This is a genomic window from Acidobacteriota bacterium, assembly GCA_040754075.1.
Lineage (GTDB): Bacteria > Acidobacteriota > Blastocatellia > UBA7656 > UBA7656 > JBFMDH01.
Map to the genome: position 1 here is coordinate 77,131 of JBFMDH010000022.1, position 17,852 is coordinate 94,982.

General features: G+C 48.9%; 21 protein-coding genes. 6 read left to right on the top strand and 15 right to left on the bottom strand.

Annotation, left to right across the window (positions count from 1 at the left end):
• Window positions 1-189 precede the first annotated feature (189 nt).
• The 3 genes from AB1757_21165 to AB1757_21175 form a co-directional block, all read right to left on the bottom strand.
• Window positions 190-2,187, bottom strand: coding sequence for a thioredoxin-like domain-containing protein (locus tag AB1757_21165; protein MEW6129564.1), 1,998 nt, complete (start codon window positions 2,185-2,187; stop codon window positions 190-192).
• Window positions 2,188-2,335: 148 nt separating this feature from the next.
• A complete protein-coding gene (locus tag AB1757_21170) occupies window positions 2,336-3,505 on the bottom strand; it encodes a beta-propeller fold lactonase family protein (protein MEW6129565.1) in 1,170 nt (389 codons plus the stop codon).
• A 98-nt stretch (window positions 3,506-3,603) separates the two neighbouring features.
• Window positions 3,604-4,476 carry a zf-HC2 domain-containing protein gene (locus AB1757_21175; GenBank protein MEW6129566.1) on the bottom strand — a complete coding sequence of 291 codons (873 nt, stop codon included), beginning with the start codon at window positions 4,474-4,476 and terminating at the stop codon, window positions 3,604-3,606.
• A 580-nt stretch (window positions 4,477-5,056) separates the two neighbouring features.
• Between AB1757_21175 and AB1757_21180 the strand changes: the two genes are divergently transcribed.
• Window positions 5,057-6,676 carry a matrixin family metalloprotease gene (locus AB1757_21180; protein ID MEW6129567.1) on the top strand — a complete coding sequence of 540 codons (1,620 nt, stop codon included), beginning with the start codon at window positions 5,057-5,059 and terminating at the stop codon, window positions 6,674-6,676.
• Window positions 6,677-6,746: 70 nt separating this feature from the next.
• On the opposite strand, the gene AB1757_21185 is transcribed toward AB1757_21180, so the two are convergent.
• The 11 genes from AB1757_21185 to AB1757_21235 form a co-directional block, all read right to left on the bottom strand.
• On the bottom strand, window positions 6,747-7,151 hold the full coding sequence (locus AB1757_21185; protein MEW6129568.1) for a cobalamin B12-binding domain-containing protein: 405 nt from the start codon (window positions 7,149-7,151) through the stop codon (window positions 6,747-6,749).
• 18 nt (window positions 7,152-7,169) lie between these two features.
• Window positions 7,170-8,852 (bottom strand): methylmalonyl-CoA mutase family protein, encoded by a 1,683-nt coding sequence (locus tag AB1757_21190; protein ID MEW6129569.1) that lies wholly within the window; start codon window positions 8,850-8,852, stop codon window positions 7,170-7,172.
• A 159-nt stretch (window positions 8,853-9,011) separates the two neighbouring features.
• Entirely contained in the window at window positions 9,012-9,182 is a 171-nt protein-coding gene (locus tag AB1757_21195) for a hypothetical protein (protein ID MEW6129570.1), read from the bottom strand.
• Between the two features lie 151 nt (window positions 9,183-9,333).
• The gene (locus tag AB1757_21200; GenBank protein ID MEW6129571.1) at window positions 9,334-10,977 is read right to left on the bottom strand and encodes a hypothetical protein; all 1,644 of its coding nucleotides are present in this window, start codon (window positions 10,975-10,977) and stop codon (window positions 9,334-9,336) included.
• A 469-nt stretch (window positions 10,978-11,446) separates the two neighbouring features.
• Window positions 11,447-12,583 carry a site-specific integrase gene (locus AB1757_21205; GenBank protein ID MEW6129572.1) on the bottom strand — a complete coding sequence of 379 codons (1,137 nt, stop codon included), beginning with the start codon at window positions 12,581-12,583 and terminating at the stop codon, window positions 11,447-11,449.
• A gap of 86 nt (window positions 12,584-12,669) precedes the next feature.
• Window positions 12,670-12,987 (bottom strand): helix-turn-helix domain-containing protein, encoded by a 318-nt coding sequence (locus AB1757_21210; GenBank protein ID MEW6129573.1) that lies wholly within the window; start codon window positions 12,985-12,987, stop codon window positions 12,670-12,672.
• Between the two features lie 96 nt (window positions 12,988-13,083).
• Window positions 13,084-13,443 (bottom strand): hypothetical protein, encoded by a 360-nt coding sequence (locus AB1757_21215; GenBank protein MEW6129574.1) that lies wholly within the window; start codon window positions 13,441-13,443, stop codon window positions 13,084-13,086.
• A gap of 67 nt (window positions 13,444-13,510) precedes the next feature.
• Window positions 13,511-13,786: a hypothetical protein gene (locus AB1757_21220; GenBank protein MEW6129575.1), complete on the bottom strand. Its 276-nt coding sequence runs from the start codon at window positions 13,784-13,786 to the stop codon at window positions 13,511-13,513.
• 51 nt (window positions 13,787-13,837) lie between these two features.
• Window positions 13,838-14,245, bottom strand: a complete 408-nt coding sequence (locus AB1757_21225; protein MEW6129576.1) for an ArdC-like ssDNA-binding domain-containing protein — start codon at window positions 14,243-14,245, stop codon at window positions 13,838-13,840.
• A gap of 9 nt (window positions 14,246-14,254) precedes the next feature.
• Window positions 14,255-14,440 (bottom strand): hypothetical protein, encoded by a 186-nt coding sequence (locus AB1757_21230; protein MEW6129577.1) that lies wholly within the window; start codon window positions 14,438-14,440, stop codon window positions 14,255-14,257.
• Window positions 14,440-14,838 (bottom strand): SWIM zinc finger family protein, encoded by a 399-nt coding sequence (locus tag AB1757_21235; GenBank protein MEW6129578.1) that lies wholly within the window; start codon window positions 14,836-14,838, stop codon window positions 14,440-14,442. Before AB1757_21235 ends, AB1757_21230 begins: the two co-directional genes overlap by 1 nt.
• 651 nt (window positions 14,839-15,489) lie before the next feature.
• On the opposite strand from AB1757_21235, the gene AB1757_21240 reads away from it, so the two are divergent.
• Entirely contained in the window at window positions 15,490-16,020 is a 531-nt protein-coding gene (locus AB1757_21240) for a phospholipase D-like domain-containing protein (GenBank protein MEW6129579.1), read from the top strand.
• Here the strand turns inward: AB1757_21240 and AB1757_21245 are convergent.
• On the bottom strand, window positions 15,997-16,209 hold the full coding sequence (locus tag AB1757_21245; protein ID MEW6129580.1) for a hypothetical protein: 213 nt from the start codon (window positions 16,207-16,209) through the stop codon (window positions 15,997-15,999). The genes AB1757_21240 and AB1757_21245 overlap by 24 nt on opposite strands.
• 168 nt (window positions 16,210-16,377) lie before the next feature.
• Between AB1757_21245 and AB1757_21250 the strand changes: the two genes are divergently transcribed.
• From AB1757_21250 to AB1757_21265, 4 genes are read left to right on the top strand one after another with little or no spacing between them, the layout of a single operon-like run.
• Window positions 16,378-16,527, top strand: a complete 150-nt coding sequence (locus AB1757_21250) for a hypothetical protein (GenBank protein ID MEW6129581.1) — start codon at window positions 16,378-16,380, stop codon at window positions 16,525-16,527.
• A gap of 1 nt (window position 16,528) precedes the next feature.
• The gene (locus AB1757_21255) at window positions 16,529-17,101 is read left to right on the top strand and encodes a tyrosine-type recombinase/integrase (GenBank protein ID MEW6129582.1); all 573 of its coding nucleotides are present in this window, start codon (window positions 16,529-16,531) and stop codon (window positions 17,099-17,101) included.
• An 8-nt stretch (window positions 17,102-17,109) separates the two neighbouring features.
• The gene (locus AB1757_21260; GenBank protein MEW6129583.1) at window positions 17,110-17,298 is read left to right on the top strand and encodes a hypothetical protein; all 189 of its coding nucleotides are present in this window, start codon (window positions 17,110-17,112) and stop codon (window positions 17,296-17,298) included.
• Window positions 17,299-17,301: 3 nt separating this feature from the next.
• Window positions 17,302-17,754 carry a hypothetical protein gene (locus AB1757_21265; GenBank protein MEW6129584.1) on the top strand — a complete coding sequence of 151 codons (453 nt, stop codon included), beginning with the start codon at window positions 17,302-17,304 and terminating at the stop codon, window positions 17,752-17,754.
• Window positions 17,755-17,852 lie beyond the last annotated feature (98 nt).

Below are 17,852 nucleotides of genomic sequence, written 5' to 3' on the forward strand. Positions count from 1 at the left end.
TTAGATTCGCCTCGGTTTATTCAGTCAATTTGCTATGAATGATTTCAGTCAAAATGAAAATATGAAGGATAGCTTGAGTGAAAATTTGGGGAATCAAATTGCCAATAGATGAAATGCTACCCCGACAAAGCGAAGCTCAAAGGCTGGACTATTCAATGCCTGCTTTCAAAATCAACTTCGTTAAAGCGGCTAAAATTTTATTGCAGCCGTGGTCGTAATCACACGATTCCCTGCGCCTTTTTGGGCTTTAACCGGAATCTGCAAACGAAGCTCTTTGAAATAACACAAACTCTCTCTTGCGGCTTCACAGTAGTAGACCACCAGATGCACTCGGATAAGGGTTTCACCGTCGCTTACTTTAAGCGGCACACGCATCGGAAAATGGGGATTGCGAAAAGTTTTCTCCGGTGCACCATTCACTTCGACCACAGCCGATGACGATGAACTGATGGCAACCGAGGATGGCGCTTGGGGATTTAATTTATACCCGGCAGGCAATTCGAGTTGAATGATTAAATTTGCTTCTCCGACATCGACAGTTTGCATGGGTTGTTCAATGATTTCGCCACTGAATTTATTTGGTTTTGCCGATGGTGGTCGCAGCTTTTCGAGGTTCTTGAATTGAACCGTTGTAACTTTCCTGCTCTTTAAATCGGCAACCCGAATGGCGTGATTATTGGTGTCGGCAATATAGAGTTTGCCAAACGCCAGGCTGACACCACCCGGTTCATCAAACGTGGCTTTCGCGCCGTCTTCCAAGCCTTCTTTGCCGGTGCCTAAAAAGGTGGTCGAAGATTTATCGGCGGGCGAAACCATTTTAATTTTGTTGTTGTAAGTGTCCGCGACATACAACACGCCATTGTGATAAGCGATGCCGAGCGGATGTTGCAGTCGAACATTTTTTCCTCTGCCATCTTGATCGCCATAATCGAATAAACCTTCGCCGACGATGGTTTCGACGCGCCCCTTGAGGTCAAGGTCTGCGGCGCGAACGGCGCTCACTTCGCTGTCGGCGAAATACAATCGCTTGCCGTCGGTGGTTAGCCCGGAAGGTTGAGCGAGTGCCGCTTCATTCAACAACCCGTCAATGATGTCTTCGCGTCCCGACCCGGCAAAGGGAACCGCGCCGTTGGTTTTTGGATTGAGTACCCAGAGTTGATGTGGACCCGCCATAGCGATATAGAGCAAGCCGTTTACCAGCGTTAAATCCCAGGGCGAATTGAGCGCGACCGTTGTGCCGATGCCGCCCATCAAATCAATGCGCCGCGATTGTTTGCCGGTGCCTGCAATGGTCATCACTGTGCGCCTTTCAAAATCCACTTTGCGAATTGCATGGTTTTCGGTATCGGCAACATAAAGCACACGACCATCAAAAGCCATGCCTTGCGGATGATTGAATTCGGCAGTTTGAAAATCGCCGTCAGTAAGACCCATCGAACCCGCGCCAATCACTTCTTTGATGGCGTAATCATCAAGCGACGCGACCACAAGGCGATTGTGATTTGAATCGGCGATGAAGAGTTGTCGTGACCGTTCATCGGCAAGCACTTTACCGGGAAACGCCAGCATCGAAGTTGGAGCTTTGGATTTTTCAAGTTTCAAGTTGAGCGGCGCGCGATCAAGTTTTCCCTTTGTGCCGAATTCATCAATCAATTTGGCGATGGCTTTATCGAAGGGGTCGTAGATATTTTCTCCCGAAGCATAACCAACAACTTTGCCGTCGGGGTCGATGAGCATAAGTGTCGGCCAGGCGCGCACCGTATACTGTTGCCACACCTCCATCGCAAAATCGTTGACGACCGGATGCTCAATTTCATAACGCAAGATTGCCTGGCGAATGTTGTCAATGTCGCGTTCGCCTGTGAACTTTGCGGAATGCACACCGATGACCACCAACTCTTTTTCATATTTGTTTTCGAGTTTTTTCAAATCGGGAATGATGTGCATACAGTTGATGCAGCAATAGGTCCAAAAATCCAGCAACACAATTTTACCGCGCAAGGCTTTAAGCGATAGCGGGCGTTCGGTGTTCAGCCATTCAAGTTCCGTCGGAAAATCCGGCGCATTAACTCGCGCTTCATATTCAGGCACTTTGCTTTGCTCCTTTTGTTGGCTCGCAATCAGGTTTGCCAATCCATTCACATTGGCAAAACACCAGAGCGCGATGATGAACGATAACCGTCGCATAAAAATTTCGACCTTGATTGAATGATGATGAACGAAAGACGGCAAAGGCAAGTGAAAAAGGCGGGAAACGCTCTTCAACAAAAGAGACAGGATAGACTGCGGGTTTATCGCTTTCCCCCCAAAACGCCGCGGTCTATCCTGTGTGAGATTATTCGACAATGACCAGACCGGCGGGGGTGCCGCCATTTACGGCAACTGCGCCGATGTCTTCCAGACCGGCGTTTGCGGTGCTCGCGGTGAGCCGCAAAGCGTGAATGGTGCCGCCGTTGCCGACATTCAATTCATACAAAAACCGGTTGTCTTTATCGAGCGCGATTTCAAATGGCAACCGTCCGAACGCCAGGGTGTTATGGGAACTGAGCAGATTCAATTCGCCATTGGCTGCCAGTGAAAAAAGTGAAAGCGTGCCGCTTCCGGTGTTGGAAATCCAGTAAAACGTGCCGGTGTTGTTGGCGACTATCCAACAGGCAGCGCGTTCAGGTGCATTGGAAATGGCGCTGATGCGACGAATGTCGCCGCCGGTTGAAACCGTGTAAGAAACCGCGCCCGGAAGTCTGGCATCGCCAACAATGAGTTGCGAATCGTTTGCCGGATTAAAGACGCCGGCAAAGGGACCGGTTTGCTCGTTGAGTTGTCTGAGCAATCGCAAGCGCCCGGTGGGTTTGACGCGAAAACAATCAACCCCGCGACCGCCCAGACGTAAACCGATAAGCATATTGCCTGCCGGATTGAACAAAATCTGTGTCGGGTTATCACCAATCGCCAACTCAAACGGACGTTTGACATTGGTAAGCGAGCCATCGACGTTCAAACGAAAACCCGCATAATTTGGCGGCGTGGTTGCATCGCCTTTATTAGCTACATAAAGCCTATCACGATTGATGGCGAGACTCCCTGGGGCAATGCCTCTTGAAGGCACAGGTTGTCCGACAAGGCTCAGTGACCCATCCGGTTGAATAGCCATTACCGAGATGTCATTGCTTGCGGGATTGATGGCAATTAGAAAAGCGCCGCTCGGGTCGACAATCAAGGGGCTTTGTGAATCAAGGATACTGCCGGTGCCGCGTCCACCGGTTGGATAGGTTCCGAAAAACGTCAATTCACCGGTTTGCGTATTGCGCTCAAAAGCCACAATCGCATTATCGCCGTTCGGATTGGTCATGGTGTAAACCAAACTCTTTCCCGAAGCGGCGCTTTCATCTCGATTGGGAATTGGCGAAGCAAAACTCGCAGAGGAAATAAAAAATAATTGCAGACCAAGAACGGTTACAACACCGATAACTCTGAGGTAAAAACGCTGAATGATTGAACTGCTCATTGCTGGCATACATCCTTAAAAAAAACTGTGTTGAATGCGACAGAAGATCCTATTCGGTCGCATTTTGATTTTTCCGGCAATCGCTTAAAACTTTTCGCTTAAGAGGGTATTGCGCTTAAAAAATCCTGAATCACAGGCGCAAGGCTTGATGCCATTTCGAGATTTTTTCGGGCTTCTAAATTGGAAACCACAAACGCGAGATAATCACCGCTTGCGAAACCTGTGACCTCACACTCCTTTAATCGCGCCTGATGCAAATCTATTCCCGAAATTTGCGCAACGATTGCCTGTTGATTTGCCGAAAATACTTCGTCGCCTTTTTGGGTGAGCGCCAGCGAAACCACCTCATCCTGATTTTTTAAAATCAAATGCACGAACGAGCGATTATTGAATTTACAACGATGCCCGACAAGGATTTGGTAATCGGCAGGAATTTTGGTTTTGACCAAGGCAACGAGACCCGCGAATTCGCCCAGTCTCGTATCCATCTCGGCTTCAGAAAAATATCGGTTAGCGAAATCCTTATCAATGGCACAATGGATATGGTTATTCAATCCAACCTGTAAAACCGCCGCATCCTGCAAACGCGCTGCGGCGAGGGTTTGAGATTTTTTATAAGCTTGAATGGTTTGCAAAACGCCAACGCTCAGCACTCCCAAAAGCACAGTTGCGGCAACCGCTAAAACCCATCTTGGAAATTTTAAAGGCGTGGACGAATCCGGTGATTGTTTTTGCAACTCACGGTGAATTCGTTGTTGCAACGCGACCGGGACTTCATCTTTTTGGACTGCCCGACGCAAAGCCTGTTTAATCCGCTCACGGGTTTTGAATTCCTGGTTGCAATCCGTACAGGTTTTCAGGTGATGAGCGATTTCCTGAGTTTGTGATTCAGACAATTCTCCGCTCAAAAAAGCATCCAGATTATTTTTTATTTTCAGACATTCATTTTGCGCAAAATTTATGATTTCCATCTTGGTTCCCTGATTTCAATAACTTGGTCTTTGCGAATGGATGATACATTGACCCGAAGATACGAATCGCCTACTTCCGGGAATGGCAAAGCAACAGCGGTTCTCAATGCCACGGGCTGATACATCACGCACCTATTGAATACCAAAACAAATTAAAAATATTCCCCGGTGTGAAAATTTTTTGGATTAAAAAACGACGAAATTAATTTCCCTCGACAGGTTATTTTTTAGTTCACTTTGAGAAACTTTTCAGTCATATTGACACCAGAAGACACACCAAATTTTACATAGTTCCATTTGAAACCAAGTAATTTTTTCACCTTGCTTCCCTTAATCGGTTAGGAAATCGCGCTTGTAATGTATTTATTTACGCGGTTTTTTCTCTTTTTGAATGTGGCACGAGGTTTGCCCCTTTGAGATTGGCGTCTTATGCCCCCCGCATTAGGTTTTAAGCCATTGAAAGGAAATAACAATGAAAAATAGGAGCTTAAAACTTCTGTATTTGCTGTCTCTTTGCCTCACGCTGTACCTGTCTCAAATCACATCTGCCACAACTGCAATTGAACCCAGCGATTTGGAAATGGTAGTCAGTGCTCGCGCCATCGTTATCGGTGAAGTATCAGACATTTCAACAGGAGTACAAAACGATAGAGTTTATTCATACATTCGCCTGAAGGTTGAAGAGGTCATCAAAGGCAAAAATATTTCCAGCGAAGTCGTTTTAAAACAACCGGGCGGTGAATATGGCGATCTGGGAACCTTAATTTTTGGTATGCCGAAATTTGAAGTCGGCAAAAAAGTTCTGGTTTATCTCGATAGCTGGGCTGACGGCGCTTTGCGCGTTCACCAGATGTTTCTCGGCAAATTCGATATTACAAAGGACGCCTCTACCAATCAATTTTTCGTCACCAGAGATCAGGGCGAAAATGTGCAATTATTCACCCGCGCCAATACTGCCAGTACACGACGCGCCGAACTTAATACTTTCAAATCGCGTCTCTGGAATTTATATGAAAGCAATTTTTCGCGAGCCGAGAAATTCGAGGAGGAAACTTACGGCGATCTGCCGATGCTTGCCGAACCACTGGAATTTGCCAGCCTCAGACAACGCGGACAAATTTCTCCGATGTGGGTGACGCTAAATCCGCCGCAACCGCCGCGCTGGTTTGAACCGGATAGCGGACAAAGTATCGCTTACTATGTCAATCGGGATGGCGCACCTTCGCCGATTGTGGTTGATGATGTTGATGCAGCGCTTCGCGCCTGGACGGAGGGCACGACTTTACGCTTTCACCTGGGTGGTGAAACCAGCGCTTGCCAGGCAGGCGTCAACGGCTCCATCACGGTCGTCTTTAATAACTGTGACGGCTCATTTTCGAGAAGCGATGGGTGTTCAGGAATTTTAGGCGTCGGTGGTATCAGCAAATACCTGCCATCGCAATCCAAGAGCGTCAACGGGATGACATTTTACAAATCGCTTGAAGGCATGGTGTCGCTCAACCCTTATGGGTTGTGCAATGTGATGAACCGTTGTGACCTGCAAGAAACGCTGACGCACGAACTCGGTCACGCGCTGGGACTTGGTCATACGACCGATGAAATAGCGACGATGTGGCCGATTACGCATTTCGATAATCGTTGCAACAGTTTGTTAGGTGATGATATTCAAGGCATACGGTTTATGTACGGATCGACGGGGGGGGCGCTCAACATCACGACCGGCACCGACCTGTTACCGGCAACCGTCAATTTCCCTTATGCGACCAAACTCGATGCTACCGGCGGCAGCGGCACCCAAACCTGGCAGTTGACCGGCGGTCGTTTACCTTCGGGGTTGCAACTCAGTTCAAACGGCACGTTGTATGGGCTGACCTTTGAAGTGGGAACCTATAATTTCTCGGTTCAGGTGCGCGATACTTCCGGCAGGAGCGCACAAGCTTCGTTCAATCTGTCCGTACAAGCCGCAACCCCGGTTCCGGAAATTAGTGAAGTGATTTATAAGAAGAAAAAGGTGATTGTCACCGGTCAGAATTTTGCGCCATCAGGGGCGCTCTACATCAATGACCGGCAGCGCTTTGCAACCTTTACCAGCGATAAAATTCAAACCGACAAGGGCAAACTCAAAGTTGGAACTTATACGGTTTATGTCGTGAATCCCGATAACAAGGTTTCAAATCGCTTTACTCTGGTCATTCAATAATTGCTCGATTTGAAGAAGGAATAGCTGGAGTTTTAATTTCTTGAGCGCGTCAATTATTGACGCGCTCTTTTTAACCGTGACGCCGCGCGTGTTTGCGGATGAATTCGATAATTTCTTCCATACGCGCGCCCGGCGTGAAAATTTCGGCAACGCCCTGCTCTTTGAGTTTCGGAATGTCGTCATCGGGAATAATCCCGCCACCGAAAATAATCACATCATCAAGCCCCGCCGCGCGTGCCAGTTCAACCACGCGCGGAAACAAAGTCATATGCGCGCCCGAAAGAATCGATAAACCAATCGCGTCAACGTCTTCTTGAACCGAGGCGCTGACGACCTGTTCGGGCGTCTGCCGGAGTCCCGTGTAGATGACTTCCATTCCGGCATCTCGCAGGGCGCGAGCGATGACTTTTACACCTCTATCGTGCCCATCAAGTCCGGGTTTTGCCAGTAATACTCTGATTCTATCCTCTGTCATATTTTCCTTTTCAATTCATTAAAACGCCGGTTCCTGATACTCGCCGTAAACCGGACGCAAGGCATCGCACATTTCACCAAGCGTGGCATAAGCGCGCACTGAGTCGAGTAACAGATACATCGTGTTTGCGCCTTCGCGCGCCCCATCGGCTAAGGCTTTCAAAGACTCTTGCACACGCTGGTTGTCACGTTCGGCTCGCAGTTTTGCTAATCGTTCGCTTTGCAGTCTCGCGGTTGATTCATCAATTTGCAGAAGGGGAATTTCCTGCGGTTCGTTTTCCATGACGAATTCATTGACCCCGACAATGATTTTATCTTTGGCATCAACTGCGAGTTGATATTGATAGGCGGAATCCTGAATTTCGCGTTGCGGAAAACCTGCATCGACCGCTTCAATCATGCCGCCGAAATCATCAATCTTGCGGAAGTATTCAAACGCCCCCTCTTCCATTTCGCGTGTGAGTTTTTCAATGAAGTACGAGCCGCCCAATGGGTCAACCACGTTTGCTGCGCCCGACTCATGGGCGATGATTTGTTGGGTGCGAAGCGCAATCAGCGCCGCTTCATCCGAGGGCAACGCAAGGGCTTCATCATAGGAATCCGTATGCAAAGATTGCGTACCGCCGAGCACGCCCGCGAGCGCCTGAATCGCCACGCGCACAATATTATTTAACGGTTGTTGCGCGGTGAGTGATACGCCTGCGGTTTGGGTGTGGAACCTGAGCATCCACGAGCGCGGACTCTTGGCGCCGAAACGCTCTTTCATCACCTTGTACCAGATGCGCCGCGCGGCGCGATATTTGGCAATCTCTTCAAAGAAATCATTATGCGAGTTGAAGAAAAACGATAGTCTGGGCGCAAACTCATCAACATCCAAGCCGTGATTGATGCAATACTCGACATATTCAATGCCGTCGCGCAGCGTAAATGCCAACTCTTGCAACGCCGTCGAACCGGCTTCGCGAATGTGATAACCGGAAATTGAAATCGGATTAAAGCGCGGCGCCTCTTTGGCGCAAAACTCGACACTGTCAACCACGAGTCGCATCGCCTGACGCGGCGGATAAATCCACTCCTTTTGCGCGATGTATTCTTTGAGAATATCGTTTTGCAATGTGCCGCCGACTTTCTTCCAATCTGCGCCCTGTTTTTCCGCAACCACGAGAAACATTGCAAGAATCATTGATGCAGGCGCATTGATGGTCATTGAAGTGGTGACCTGTTCGAGAGGAATGCCATCGAATAACACTTCCATATCGGCAAGTGATGAAATCGCCACGCCGCATTTACCGACTTCACCTTCGCTGAATGGATGGTCTGAATCATAGCCCATCAAGGTCGGTAAATCGAAAGCTGTTGAAAGTCCGGTCTGCCCATGTTCGAGCAGGTATTTGAAGCGTTTGTTGGTATCGAACGCTGAACCGAAACCGGCAAATTGACGCATCGTCCAGAGTTTGCCGCGATAGCCGGTCGCGTGAATGCCGCGCGTGTAAGGCGGCTCGCCCGGAAAGCCCAACTCTTTTTCATAATCGAGGTCGGCGATGCTGTTGGGGGTGTAGAGACGTTCGACCGGCGCGAGCGAAGTGGTGGTAAAGACTTCGCGACTTTCCGGCATTTTTTTCAGTGTGGGACTGAGCGTGCGTTCTTCCCATTCTGCTTCGGCTTCCTGCAAACGATTGGTGACATCAAGTGTTGCGCTCATAACTTTCCTCTCGCATGAATTTCAAACGATAAATCAAAGGAGCACTTTAGAATTAAAGCTGATGATAGTTGAGCCTTCAAACGGGTGTCAACGCCAATGAAAATGGGCGTGTTGATAAGGGTTGGCGTAAAGATTGTCAACTGGTTAACGAATGGTAGATTATTCGTCGTTGGTCACGCGCCGCAAATCTTTTTTATATTTTTCGCGACGTTCCTCTTTTTTGCGCCGGTCTTCAATCTGTCGAGTAGGTAAAATTGGGGCGCGCTCGCGCGGTCGCAACTCCTCTTTTTTAATGGTGATTTTTCCGAGTTTATCTTTTTTAGATGCCATCGGAAATTATTATACAAAGGCGGGAATGGTTTGTTGATGGCATTTTAGAGATTCATCCCAGGAGCAACGGACTCAAAATCCTATACTCTGCCCTTGACCATATTCAGGTATTTCTAATTTGCCAGCAGTTTGCGGTTATCGTGTCCCTGGGTTATTGCTTTCCCAGAAATACCTTCGCCGCTTGAAGCTCAGATTGTCGCCCGGTAGCCCTATTACATCCCTTTGTCAACTTCGTGTAATAAAACCGTGTCTTGCGTCGATTGCCCGCAATTTCAGCCGCACGGGCAGCACCGTAGAGGCTATTAAATCGGTTCGGTGTAATCTGAAGCACCGCTTCATATTCCTTTAGCGCTTCAGCCGGTCGTTTAAGTTCAAGCAGTAAATCGCCCAGCATCTCGCGCGCCGGTAAAATCGCGCCCGGCGTGACCGGATGTTTATCGGTCGTGTCCTCTAACTCTGCCGTAGCGCGCAACAACCGTTCTGCTTCGTCAGGTTTTCCTTTTGCCTGTGCAAACCAAGCGGTAGCAGCGAGGAGTTGAATCTGAACCTCCTTTGCCCAGTCATATCCATCTTTAATCTTAGCCAGTTCCATTTGAATGGTGGTCAGCTTTTCAATCTCTCGTTGTGCCGTAACCAGGTCTCCACTGCGCGCCGCACCTATCGCTCGCGCGAAATAGAGATTGGCTTCGGCAAAGCGGAAACGTTCCCAGGGAAATTGACCGGGGTGCAGGGTTAGCGATGCGGCATCCTGCCAGCGGTGCCTTTCAAGGGCAAAGCGCGCAGGAATTGCCGTCCATGCAAAAGCGACTTGAAAGACTGCTTCATCAGATTCACTGTAAGACAGTGCTTTATCCAGAATGCGTTTCGCGTGCTCGTCCTGTGCGCCTTGCAGATAGGCATACATCAAATAGTCCATCGCGTGAAGATGATCGTGCGAAGTTGCATCGGGTTGCACCCGGTCGAGTTGTTGTCTGGCAGCGGCAGCGGAAGCGAGATTCGATTGAATCGAGTCCGACCACATCCCTAGCCGCGTGAAAATGTGCGAGGGCATATGCAGGGCATGCGCCGATGAAGGCGCTATTTTCGCATAGCGTCGGGCTGCGGTCAGCGCCAGGTGCGCAAGTGACGGATAGTCGTAGCTGTGAATCAAGTAGTGAGTGATTCCCGGATGGTCAGTTTCGTGCGATCCGACACGGTAAAGAATCTTCGCAGCTTTGGTGCGGTTGGTTAAATTCTTGTCGCTCGCTGGCGCCGTCCCGTTCAGGGCAAGCGCATAGAAAATTGCAGCCTCGTGGTCCTGCGGATAGCGCCGATAGACACTTTCCATCGCCACGGCATAAGCGCGCGCGCGCTGCCAGTGATTTTGTTTGTCCGCGTCTTTGTAAAAGATGTCGAGAGCCACAATATAATCTCGTTCGCGCGCGGTTTTTGGATTGGCAGCTTTGGCGCGCTCGATTGCCTGCTGGCCTTTTCGCAATTCCGCAGGCGTCGGTGGAAGCCACAACGGATGATATAAACTCATTGCCACGCCCCACCATGCCATCGCGCAGTTAGGGTCAGCGGCAGTGATTTCAGCAAATGTCATCTCGGCATCGGGATATTGAAAGGAATGGAGCAGCGCCAGAGCGCGATTAAATTTTTGCTGTGCGCCAGGCTCACAAGAGATGGAAAAATTCACCCGTCCGAGTTTTTCTGTTGGTTCATGCTGATGTTGGTGATGTTCTTGGGCACTAACCAGAGCGACATTAAAAAAGACAATTAGAAGTATGAGTCTTAAAACACCGATGGCGTTCATCTTCTCCCTCCATCAATCTGATTTGCATCTCTCTGCCCTTAGTGGCAATAGAAAATTAAATATGTCGGGATTATTAATGCGTTTGAGAAACTGTTGAGCGCCTGCCGATGAAAAGTCCCACCTATTTTAAGCGGATTAAAGGTGTCACAGCATTCTCCCACTTACATCACTTCATCTCATTTGAAGTGAGGGCGAAATAAAATCCTTTGATCAATCTGTGGTGATCGTTATAGACGGAAAAGAACCAAAAAGGCGACCAGAAGATGTAACAGAGGCGCGCAGTAGAGGCAATTGAAAAGTCCCGCTGCATTGCCGCTACGCCACAAACAGAAGAAGAAAAGTTGAAGCTTGTAAACCGTTGAAAGTATTGATGGCCCCTCAGGGATTTGAACCCCGGACCAAAGGATTATGAGTCCGATGCCCAGGCATCCCTACCCGCTTTCAATGCCTTTTATTTGCACAGTTTGGTTCATCCGGCTTTCTCCTTTCTAAAATCATGTGACCGTAATGTGACCGCCGCTGATTTTTTCTCAATGGCTTCGACTGCCCGGCGCATTCCTGCGTCTGTCGGGTGAGCGTATTTCTCTGTGGTCTTGGTTGATTTATGCCCCATCACTTTGGCGACATCTTTGAGGGGAACTCCTGCGTCGGTCGCTCGGGTGCCGAAGGTGTGACGCAAATCATGAAACCGCAGGTCTGTGATTTTGGCGAGTCGGCATGCAGTTTCCCAGGCTGTCTTAATGGTCGTGTAACGAGTCTGCGTTTTAGGGTTGGTAAAAAGATATTGCCAGCCCTTCATTTTTGCTTCTTCGACCAGTCGTTTAAGCAGCGCCCGCGAAGTGTTATTCAAGGGAACCTGACGGTCTTCGCCGGACTTGGTTTCTGTGATGTTCAGACAATCGCGCACGAAATCCACCTTGTCAGCTGTAAGCTTGAAAAGTTCGGATTCTCTGCGTGTGCCTGTGTGAATCGCAAGCGTCACCATATCCCGCAGGTGAGCACGTTCACCGATGAGAACTTTCATCAGCTTTTGCTCTTCTTCAGGCTTGAGGTAACGGACGCGATTTTGTTCCGGGTAAGCCGCGACTTTTGAGCAGGGATTTTCTATGATGAGTTTTTTTTCGACTGCCAGTTTGAGAATTGCCGACAGTAAAAAAACTTCCCGGTTAATCGCTGCAGGGGTTCGCGGTTTGGTTGTACGCTTGGTTTCGTCTTTGTGACGGCTCACAATTGGCGTGTTTTTGCGTTTGATTCTGTACGACTCAACATCAAAAGGCGAAATATCCTTCAATCGCTTTTTACCGAAAAATCTGATCAACGCTTTACTGCGTAACTGGTCATCTCGAAATGAGCGCTTCGTTGCTTGTGAGTATGGCAGATAGACTTTCTCGGTAAAGGTTTTGAAGTTGTCGCTTTTTTGAAGTTTGCCGTACTTGCCTTCATGAATATCTGCCCCGATTTTGATGGCTGCACGTTCAGCCTGGGCTTTGGTGCGCGCCGTTGGAATCGGGATTCGGTGACGAACATCATCAATGGTTTTGTGGAAGTACCAACAAAAACGGTCGCGTCCCTGCTTATCCTTCCACTCACGTTTGTAAACTGACATTGGTTTGTCCTTTCCCAAGCCGCAAAGCAATGGGCGCGAAGATGTTACCCTTCGCGCCTGATTGCTTCAAGATGTTTGGTTGCAGTTTAGAGTTCCTGAATATCCAATTCATTCACGCCTTTAATCCAGTTCACAAACTCGTTGATGTCGAAAAGGATGTTGCGGCTCCCGGGCGCTTTGTAGGATTTCAAGCCGTTTACGCTGGCGTTGTCTATCCAGAGGTAAAGGGTTCGAGGGTTGACGTGGGCCAGTTCGGCTGCCTGCTCGACGGTCATAAATTCGATTTGCTCAAAGGTAAAGCTGCCGTCCGTTTGTGGCGTGACCTTGAGATAAAAAGGCTTCGGCGGTTTCGCGGTAACGCGATCTAAAAGGCGTTCAACTTGTCCGAGTGCGGTTGCTGTCATTGTTGTTTCTCCTTCTGTAGTTCTGTTACACTTGGTTCAACATTTTGGTTTGTCCGTGGAGGGCTGAGGGCTTTAAAACTCTCAGCCCTTCACTTCTCAAGCTGTCACACGACCGGCGGTGATAGCTTCTTCTTTGTCGAGCAATGACAATCTGAAAAGCCCTCGCATTGATTCAATCTCGGCTCTCAAGCATTCGCGTTCGTGTTCGAGGTCGCGTAGGTTTGAGAGTTTGATTTGATAGGTTTCGTTATCTTCAAGCCTGAGTTTCAAAGCACCGGCTCTTGCGGTGTCGTTTGAATAAAGCGGCTTGCCGGTTTCTTCGTTTTTGGCTTCGACGATTGCCAGTTGGTGTTTCGCTTCGATGATGGCAAGCGAATCTCTGAGGTAATTGATTGAGCGGGTATATTCGGCAATGCGCTTGCCGTGTTGTTCGATGTTTTCAAGCAGTTCTTTCATGGTTGTGTGTTCTCCTTGTGATTATGAGTGACCGGGTTTTCAAGTCGCCCGGTCACTTGTGGGTTGATTAGTTTTGAAGGTTTGAGCGTCGAACTGTTACGGTCGAGTTGTCGAGCGCCCAAAGCGTCGCGCCTTCATAAGGTGCGCCAAATTCTTCTGCATCGCTGCTGCTGTATTGCTTTACGAAATAGAATGAAGCGCGAATTTTTTCATCAGAATTGATGAGATATTGAGCGTGTTGCTGTATCTCTTCGGTGAAATCGCCTTCGCCTTGCGCGATTTGTTTTGCAGTCCAGTTCGTCGCGCTGATTTCCTCAGCATAAAATTCATGGTGCTTTTTCATTGTTGTATCTCCTTGTGAAGTTATGGGCGCGCACAACGCGCCCGGTTTTGGTTAAGCTGCTTGTTGTTCGGTGGCAGGTTCGGTCTGCGCTACATCGAAAACATAGCCCATTAAAAAATTTGGTTTCTCTCGGTTCACATCGTCGCCGGTCGGCTCGTCGTTGGTTCCTTTGGGAATCCAAATCATTAACCCCTGCTCACCTTTTCGGACGGTTCGCCCAAGTCTTCGCCATTGCTGAAACCCGCCTACGAGTGAGGCTGTTGGGTTCTGATTCAATATCAGGCAAGTATTGAAAACTGATAGGGCGTGACCTTCACAGGTGGTAACGCACCCAAGCCGGTTGACGATTTCCAGTCGCTCGGTTTCCGAAAGTCTCGCAACAAACTCAACAATTTGTTTGAAACTTTCTCGCCGTTCGGCAGCGCGGGCTTTCTGTTCTTCTGTTGGTCTTCTTTTCATTTTTTCCTCCTAAAATTTGCAGCGTTTGAGCGACCACCTGAGCCGCCAGTAAATCGAAGTCGAACGAAACGACCACCACCAGCGCCGAAACATCAACCAGGCGGCGCGGTCGTTGGCTCGCAAGATTGCGGCTGTGCCGGCGCGCAAGGCGTCCAGCACAGCCAAAGCGAAGGCGACCACATCGGGGCGACGCATCAGGCGGCCACCTCCGAGGCGATGCGTTGGGCATTTTCGGCAAGTCTGAAAATTTCGCGTTGTCGTTTGAATTCGTTTCGCGCAATCGAGACAAGCGCATTCGGCACGTCGGCAAATTTAGGGGCGAAGTCGTTGGCGAGCTGGTAGAGCTGCGATTCGGTGGAAGCCTCACGGAATGAAATGCAGGCAAGCGTTACGAGTTTGCCGGTCGTCGCTAAAATGTGTTTGCAAATGTTGCCATGCAAGGCGTCAGGGCATTCGCAATACAAGCCATAGACTTCGTAAGTTTTCGTGGCGTCTGATTGTGAATTGACAATGAATTTGTCGAGGTGTTTCACATACCAGGCGTCGTTAATTTTGATAATTTCCCAAGCGCGTGAAATTCGGTCATTAAACATTTTGGTTTGTCCTTTCCGGTGTCTAAACACCGCACGCGTTGCTGAGTCGCGCCCCTCGGATTTAATGTGTTTAATTATACATTATTATACATATTTACACATAATGAATTATTTTGATTGAGTTGACGGATTAGTAAAGAAATGTTTAAGGCGCGAGTTGTGGCACGCGGTGTGCAGAAAGCCAATGAACAGCGAGTCCGACGAACGAAGCGAGGTTGTCACCCGAAGGGGCGTAACGCAGTGAAGCACCGCGCAAGCGCGGTTGGCAACGAGCGAGTGAGTGGATAATAGCTGTTCTGGCGTTCGCACACGCGCACGAATCGCGCGGCGAGTGTTCGCGACGCCGCGCATCAAAAAGGGATATTCATTTGTAGCGAAGCGTGAGAGATGCTGCGATGCTCGATGCGTCGCGGCATCGCTATCGAAAGATTGTTTCATTGTGACTGGCTTGCTGGTCGCCAATTATCGAGGTTTCACATTTCGATTATTCCGGCTCGACGGAACACTGCTCTTGAACCCTGAAAAAAACTTTGCTACAAATCCGATTCGATGAAGTTGCTATTGATTCTCTTTCTTTTTCAACAGTCGAATTCGCAACCCTCCGTTTGTTTTAATCCACAAGAAGCGTGTTTCAATCAAATCATTGAAGAAGTGTCTAAAGCTAAAATCTCGGTGCGTCTTCAAGCCTACAGCTTAACGAGCGATGCGCTGGCGAATCTGCTCATTCGACTTCAGGAGCGCGGCGTCAAGGTTTCGGTTATTGTAGACGCAAATAGAATCAATGAACGCGGCAGTGATGCGATGAAACTCAGTGGTTTGCTTTCGGTTTATTCGGACTCTCAACATAAAAGCGCGCACTCGAAAATTATCGTCATTGATGAAGGCACAGTGATAACCGGCTCAATGAATTTCACTGATTCAGCAAAACGGAATGCGGAGAATGTTTTGATTTTGAAGGATAGAAATCTGGTGAAAAGTTATCTTGAGAATTTTAAAACTCATCTTGAACACTCGAAAAGGGTCGGCGCAAGTGGGGATAGAGCGATCCCTAGCAGAATGCAAAAGGTGAGAGGGGAAATTCACATTTTAGATTTTGCCAAAGCACTTGCGCCTGGCGAACCGGATAGTAACACAGTCGGTTTGTCATTGCACAGTCAATCAAGCATTCAACTCTTTGATTAAATTTTCCAGCGAATCCCTGCCAATTTTCCATTTACCTTCAATCAACTTTGCATTGATTTTAATATCTATTCCATCAATAGATACACTGCCCTGCTCAAGCCAGCGGGTAAACGTTCGGCGTTCAAAATCGTGCCCGCTCTTTTCTTTGATGTAGGCAAGCGCATCGGTAATCGTGACTCGCTCATTCATACAACCTCCGCGTGGGCTTGGTGAATTATGCCATCGAAAAGCGAATTTTCAGCCTGCTACGGGTAGTCAACTTAGACGAATAAGACGAATCGGACGGATAACATTTGTTTATTTGCCAATCTGTGCGATTTTGCAGGCGCAAACTACAACAGAAAGTGAGACTAAGCGATGACTTCGATTTTGATTTCAACTTTAATTTCGCTTCTTGCATCAACGGTGAAGAATCCACGCTCTGAAAAAGCAAAGAAACTCCGCTCGACGGTTGAGAAGCTGCACGAGGCAACGGAGCAGTTTTTAGCTCAAGTTCCGGAGGCGTAAGATGCGCGGTTCCGATTCGCTTTCAATCAAAGAACTCAATGCGCTAACCGAAGCCTGTGGCGGCAATCTCGGCATCAGGGATAAAACCTTGATTGAATTGTTTGCCGCTACGGGTCTTCGGGTTTCTGAAATCGCAACGCTTAAAGTGCCGCAAGTGGTCGTTGCATCGAAGGCGCTGGACTTCTTGCATCTGGAAGCCGAGCACACCAAACGAAAGCGCGGCGGCAAACTGCCACTCAATGAGCGCGTCAAAGCGATGCTTGAGATTTATGTGGTGTGGTTGAGAACGTGGTATCAAGGCGAGTGGTTGTTTCCGGGCTACGATGACAAGCACATCACCTCGAGGGCGATTCAAAAAATCATCAAGCGGCTTAAGCGTGATGCTGGACTTACGAAGAAAGTCACGCCACACAGCTTGAGGAAACATTTCATCAACCGGCTGCTCGACGATAAAACCGATATTCGCGTGGTGCGCTCGTTAAGTCGTCATGCCAATCTCGAAAGCCTGCATGCATATGTCGAAGAGAACGAAGGCGAAGCGGTCGCGGCGGTCGAACGATTGGGCAAGCGGTGAGGTGGACAATGGCAGTACAACTTGAATTCAAAGAAGTGTGGAAAACTTACGAAGGCGATAGAGGGCGTGGCTGTACCACCGGCATTTGCGATGAAAACGATGGTCAGCCGATTGAAGAAATCGGCTACACGCCACCAGCGCATCCCTTTTGTGAATGCGAAGTGGTGACGCGGCTCGTGGTCATTGGTGAGGTGTGATTGATGGCGAGTCCCTGGGGTGGTGACAAAGGCGGCGGTCGCAAGAACCCGCGTAAGCCCGGCGGTCAACCGGGCAACACGTCGCGGCGCGGCAGTCTCGTTTTGCCTAAAGCCAGTGATGCAGAGGAACGCCGGAAATTTCTTGATGCCTATGAAGACGCGCAGCGACACACGCTCACTGAAAAGTTGCAAACGCTCTTAGACCTGGCGTTTTGCAAAGCGACGTTGTGGGCCGAAGCGATTGGCGTCCAGCGACTCGCGCAGTTGATTGAAACGCTCGACAAGTTCAGGCGAACGGATGCGGAACTCGACGAACGCGGCAAGGCGAAACAACGCGAAGCGTTAAAAGACGCGGTCATCGGTGACATCTGGGAAGCGGTGAAAGATTGCGAGCATTGCTCACAGTTGATTGATCGGCGGCTGTCGGCGCTGGAAATAGAGCTAAAGCAATTGTGATTAATGGCGGAAAAGATTTTTGAAATTCACACGCGGAAAATTTCTGGTGAAAAACGCGCAAGATTTTCAACGGAAAATATTTTTAGAAAATTTCAGCG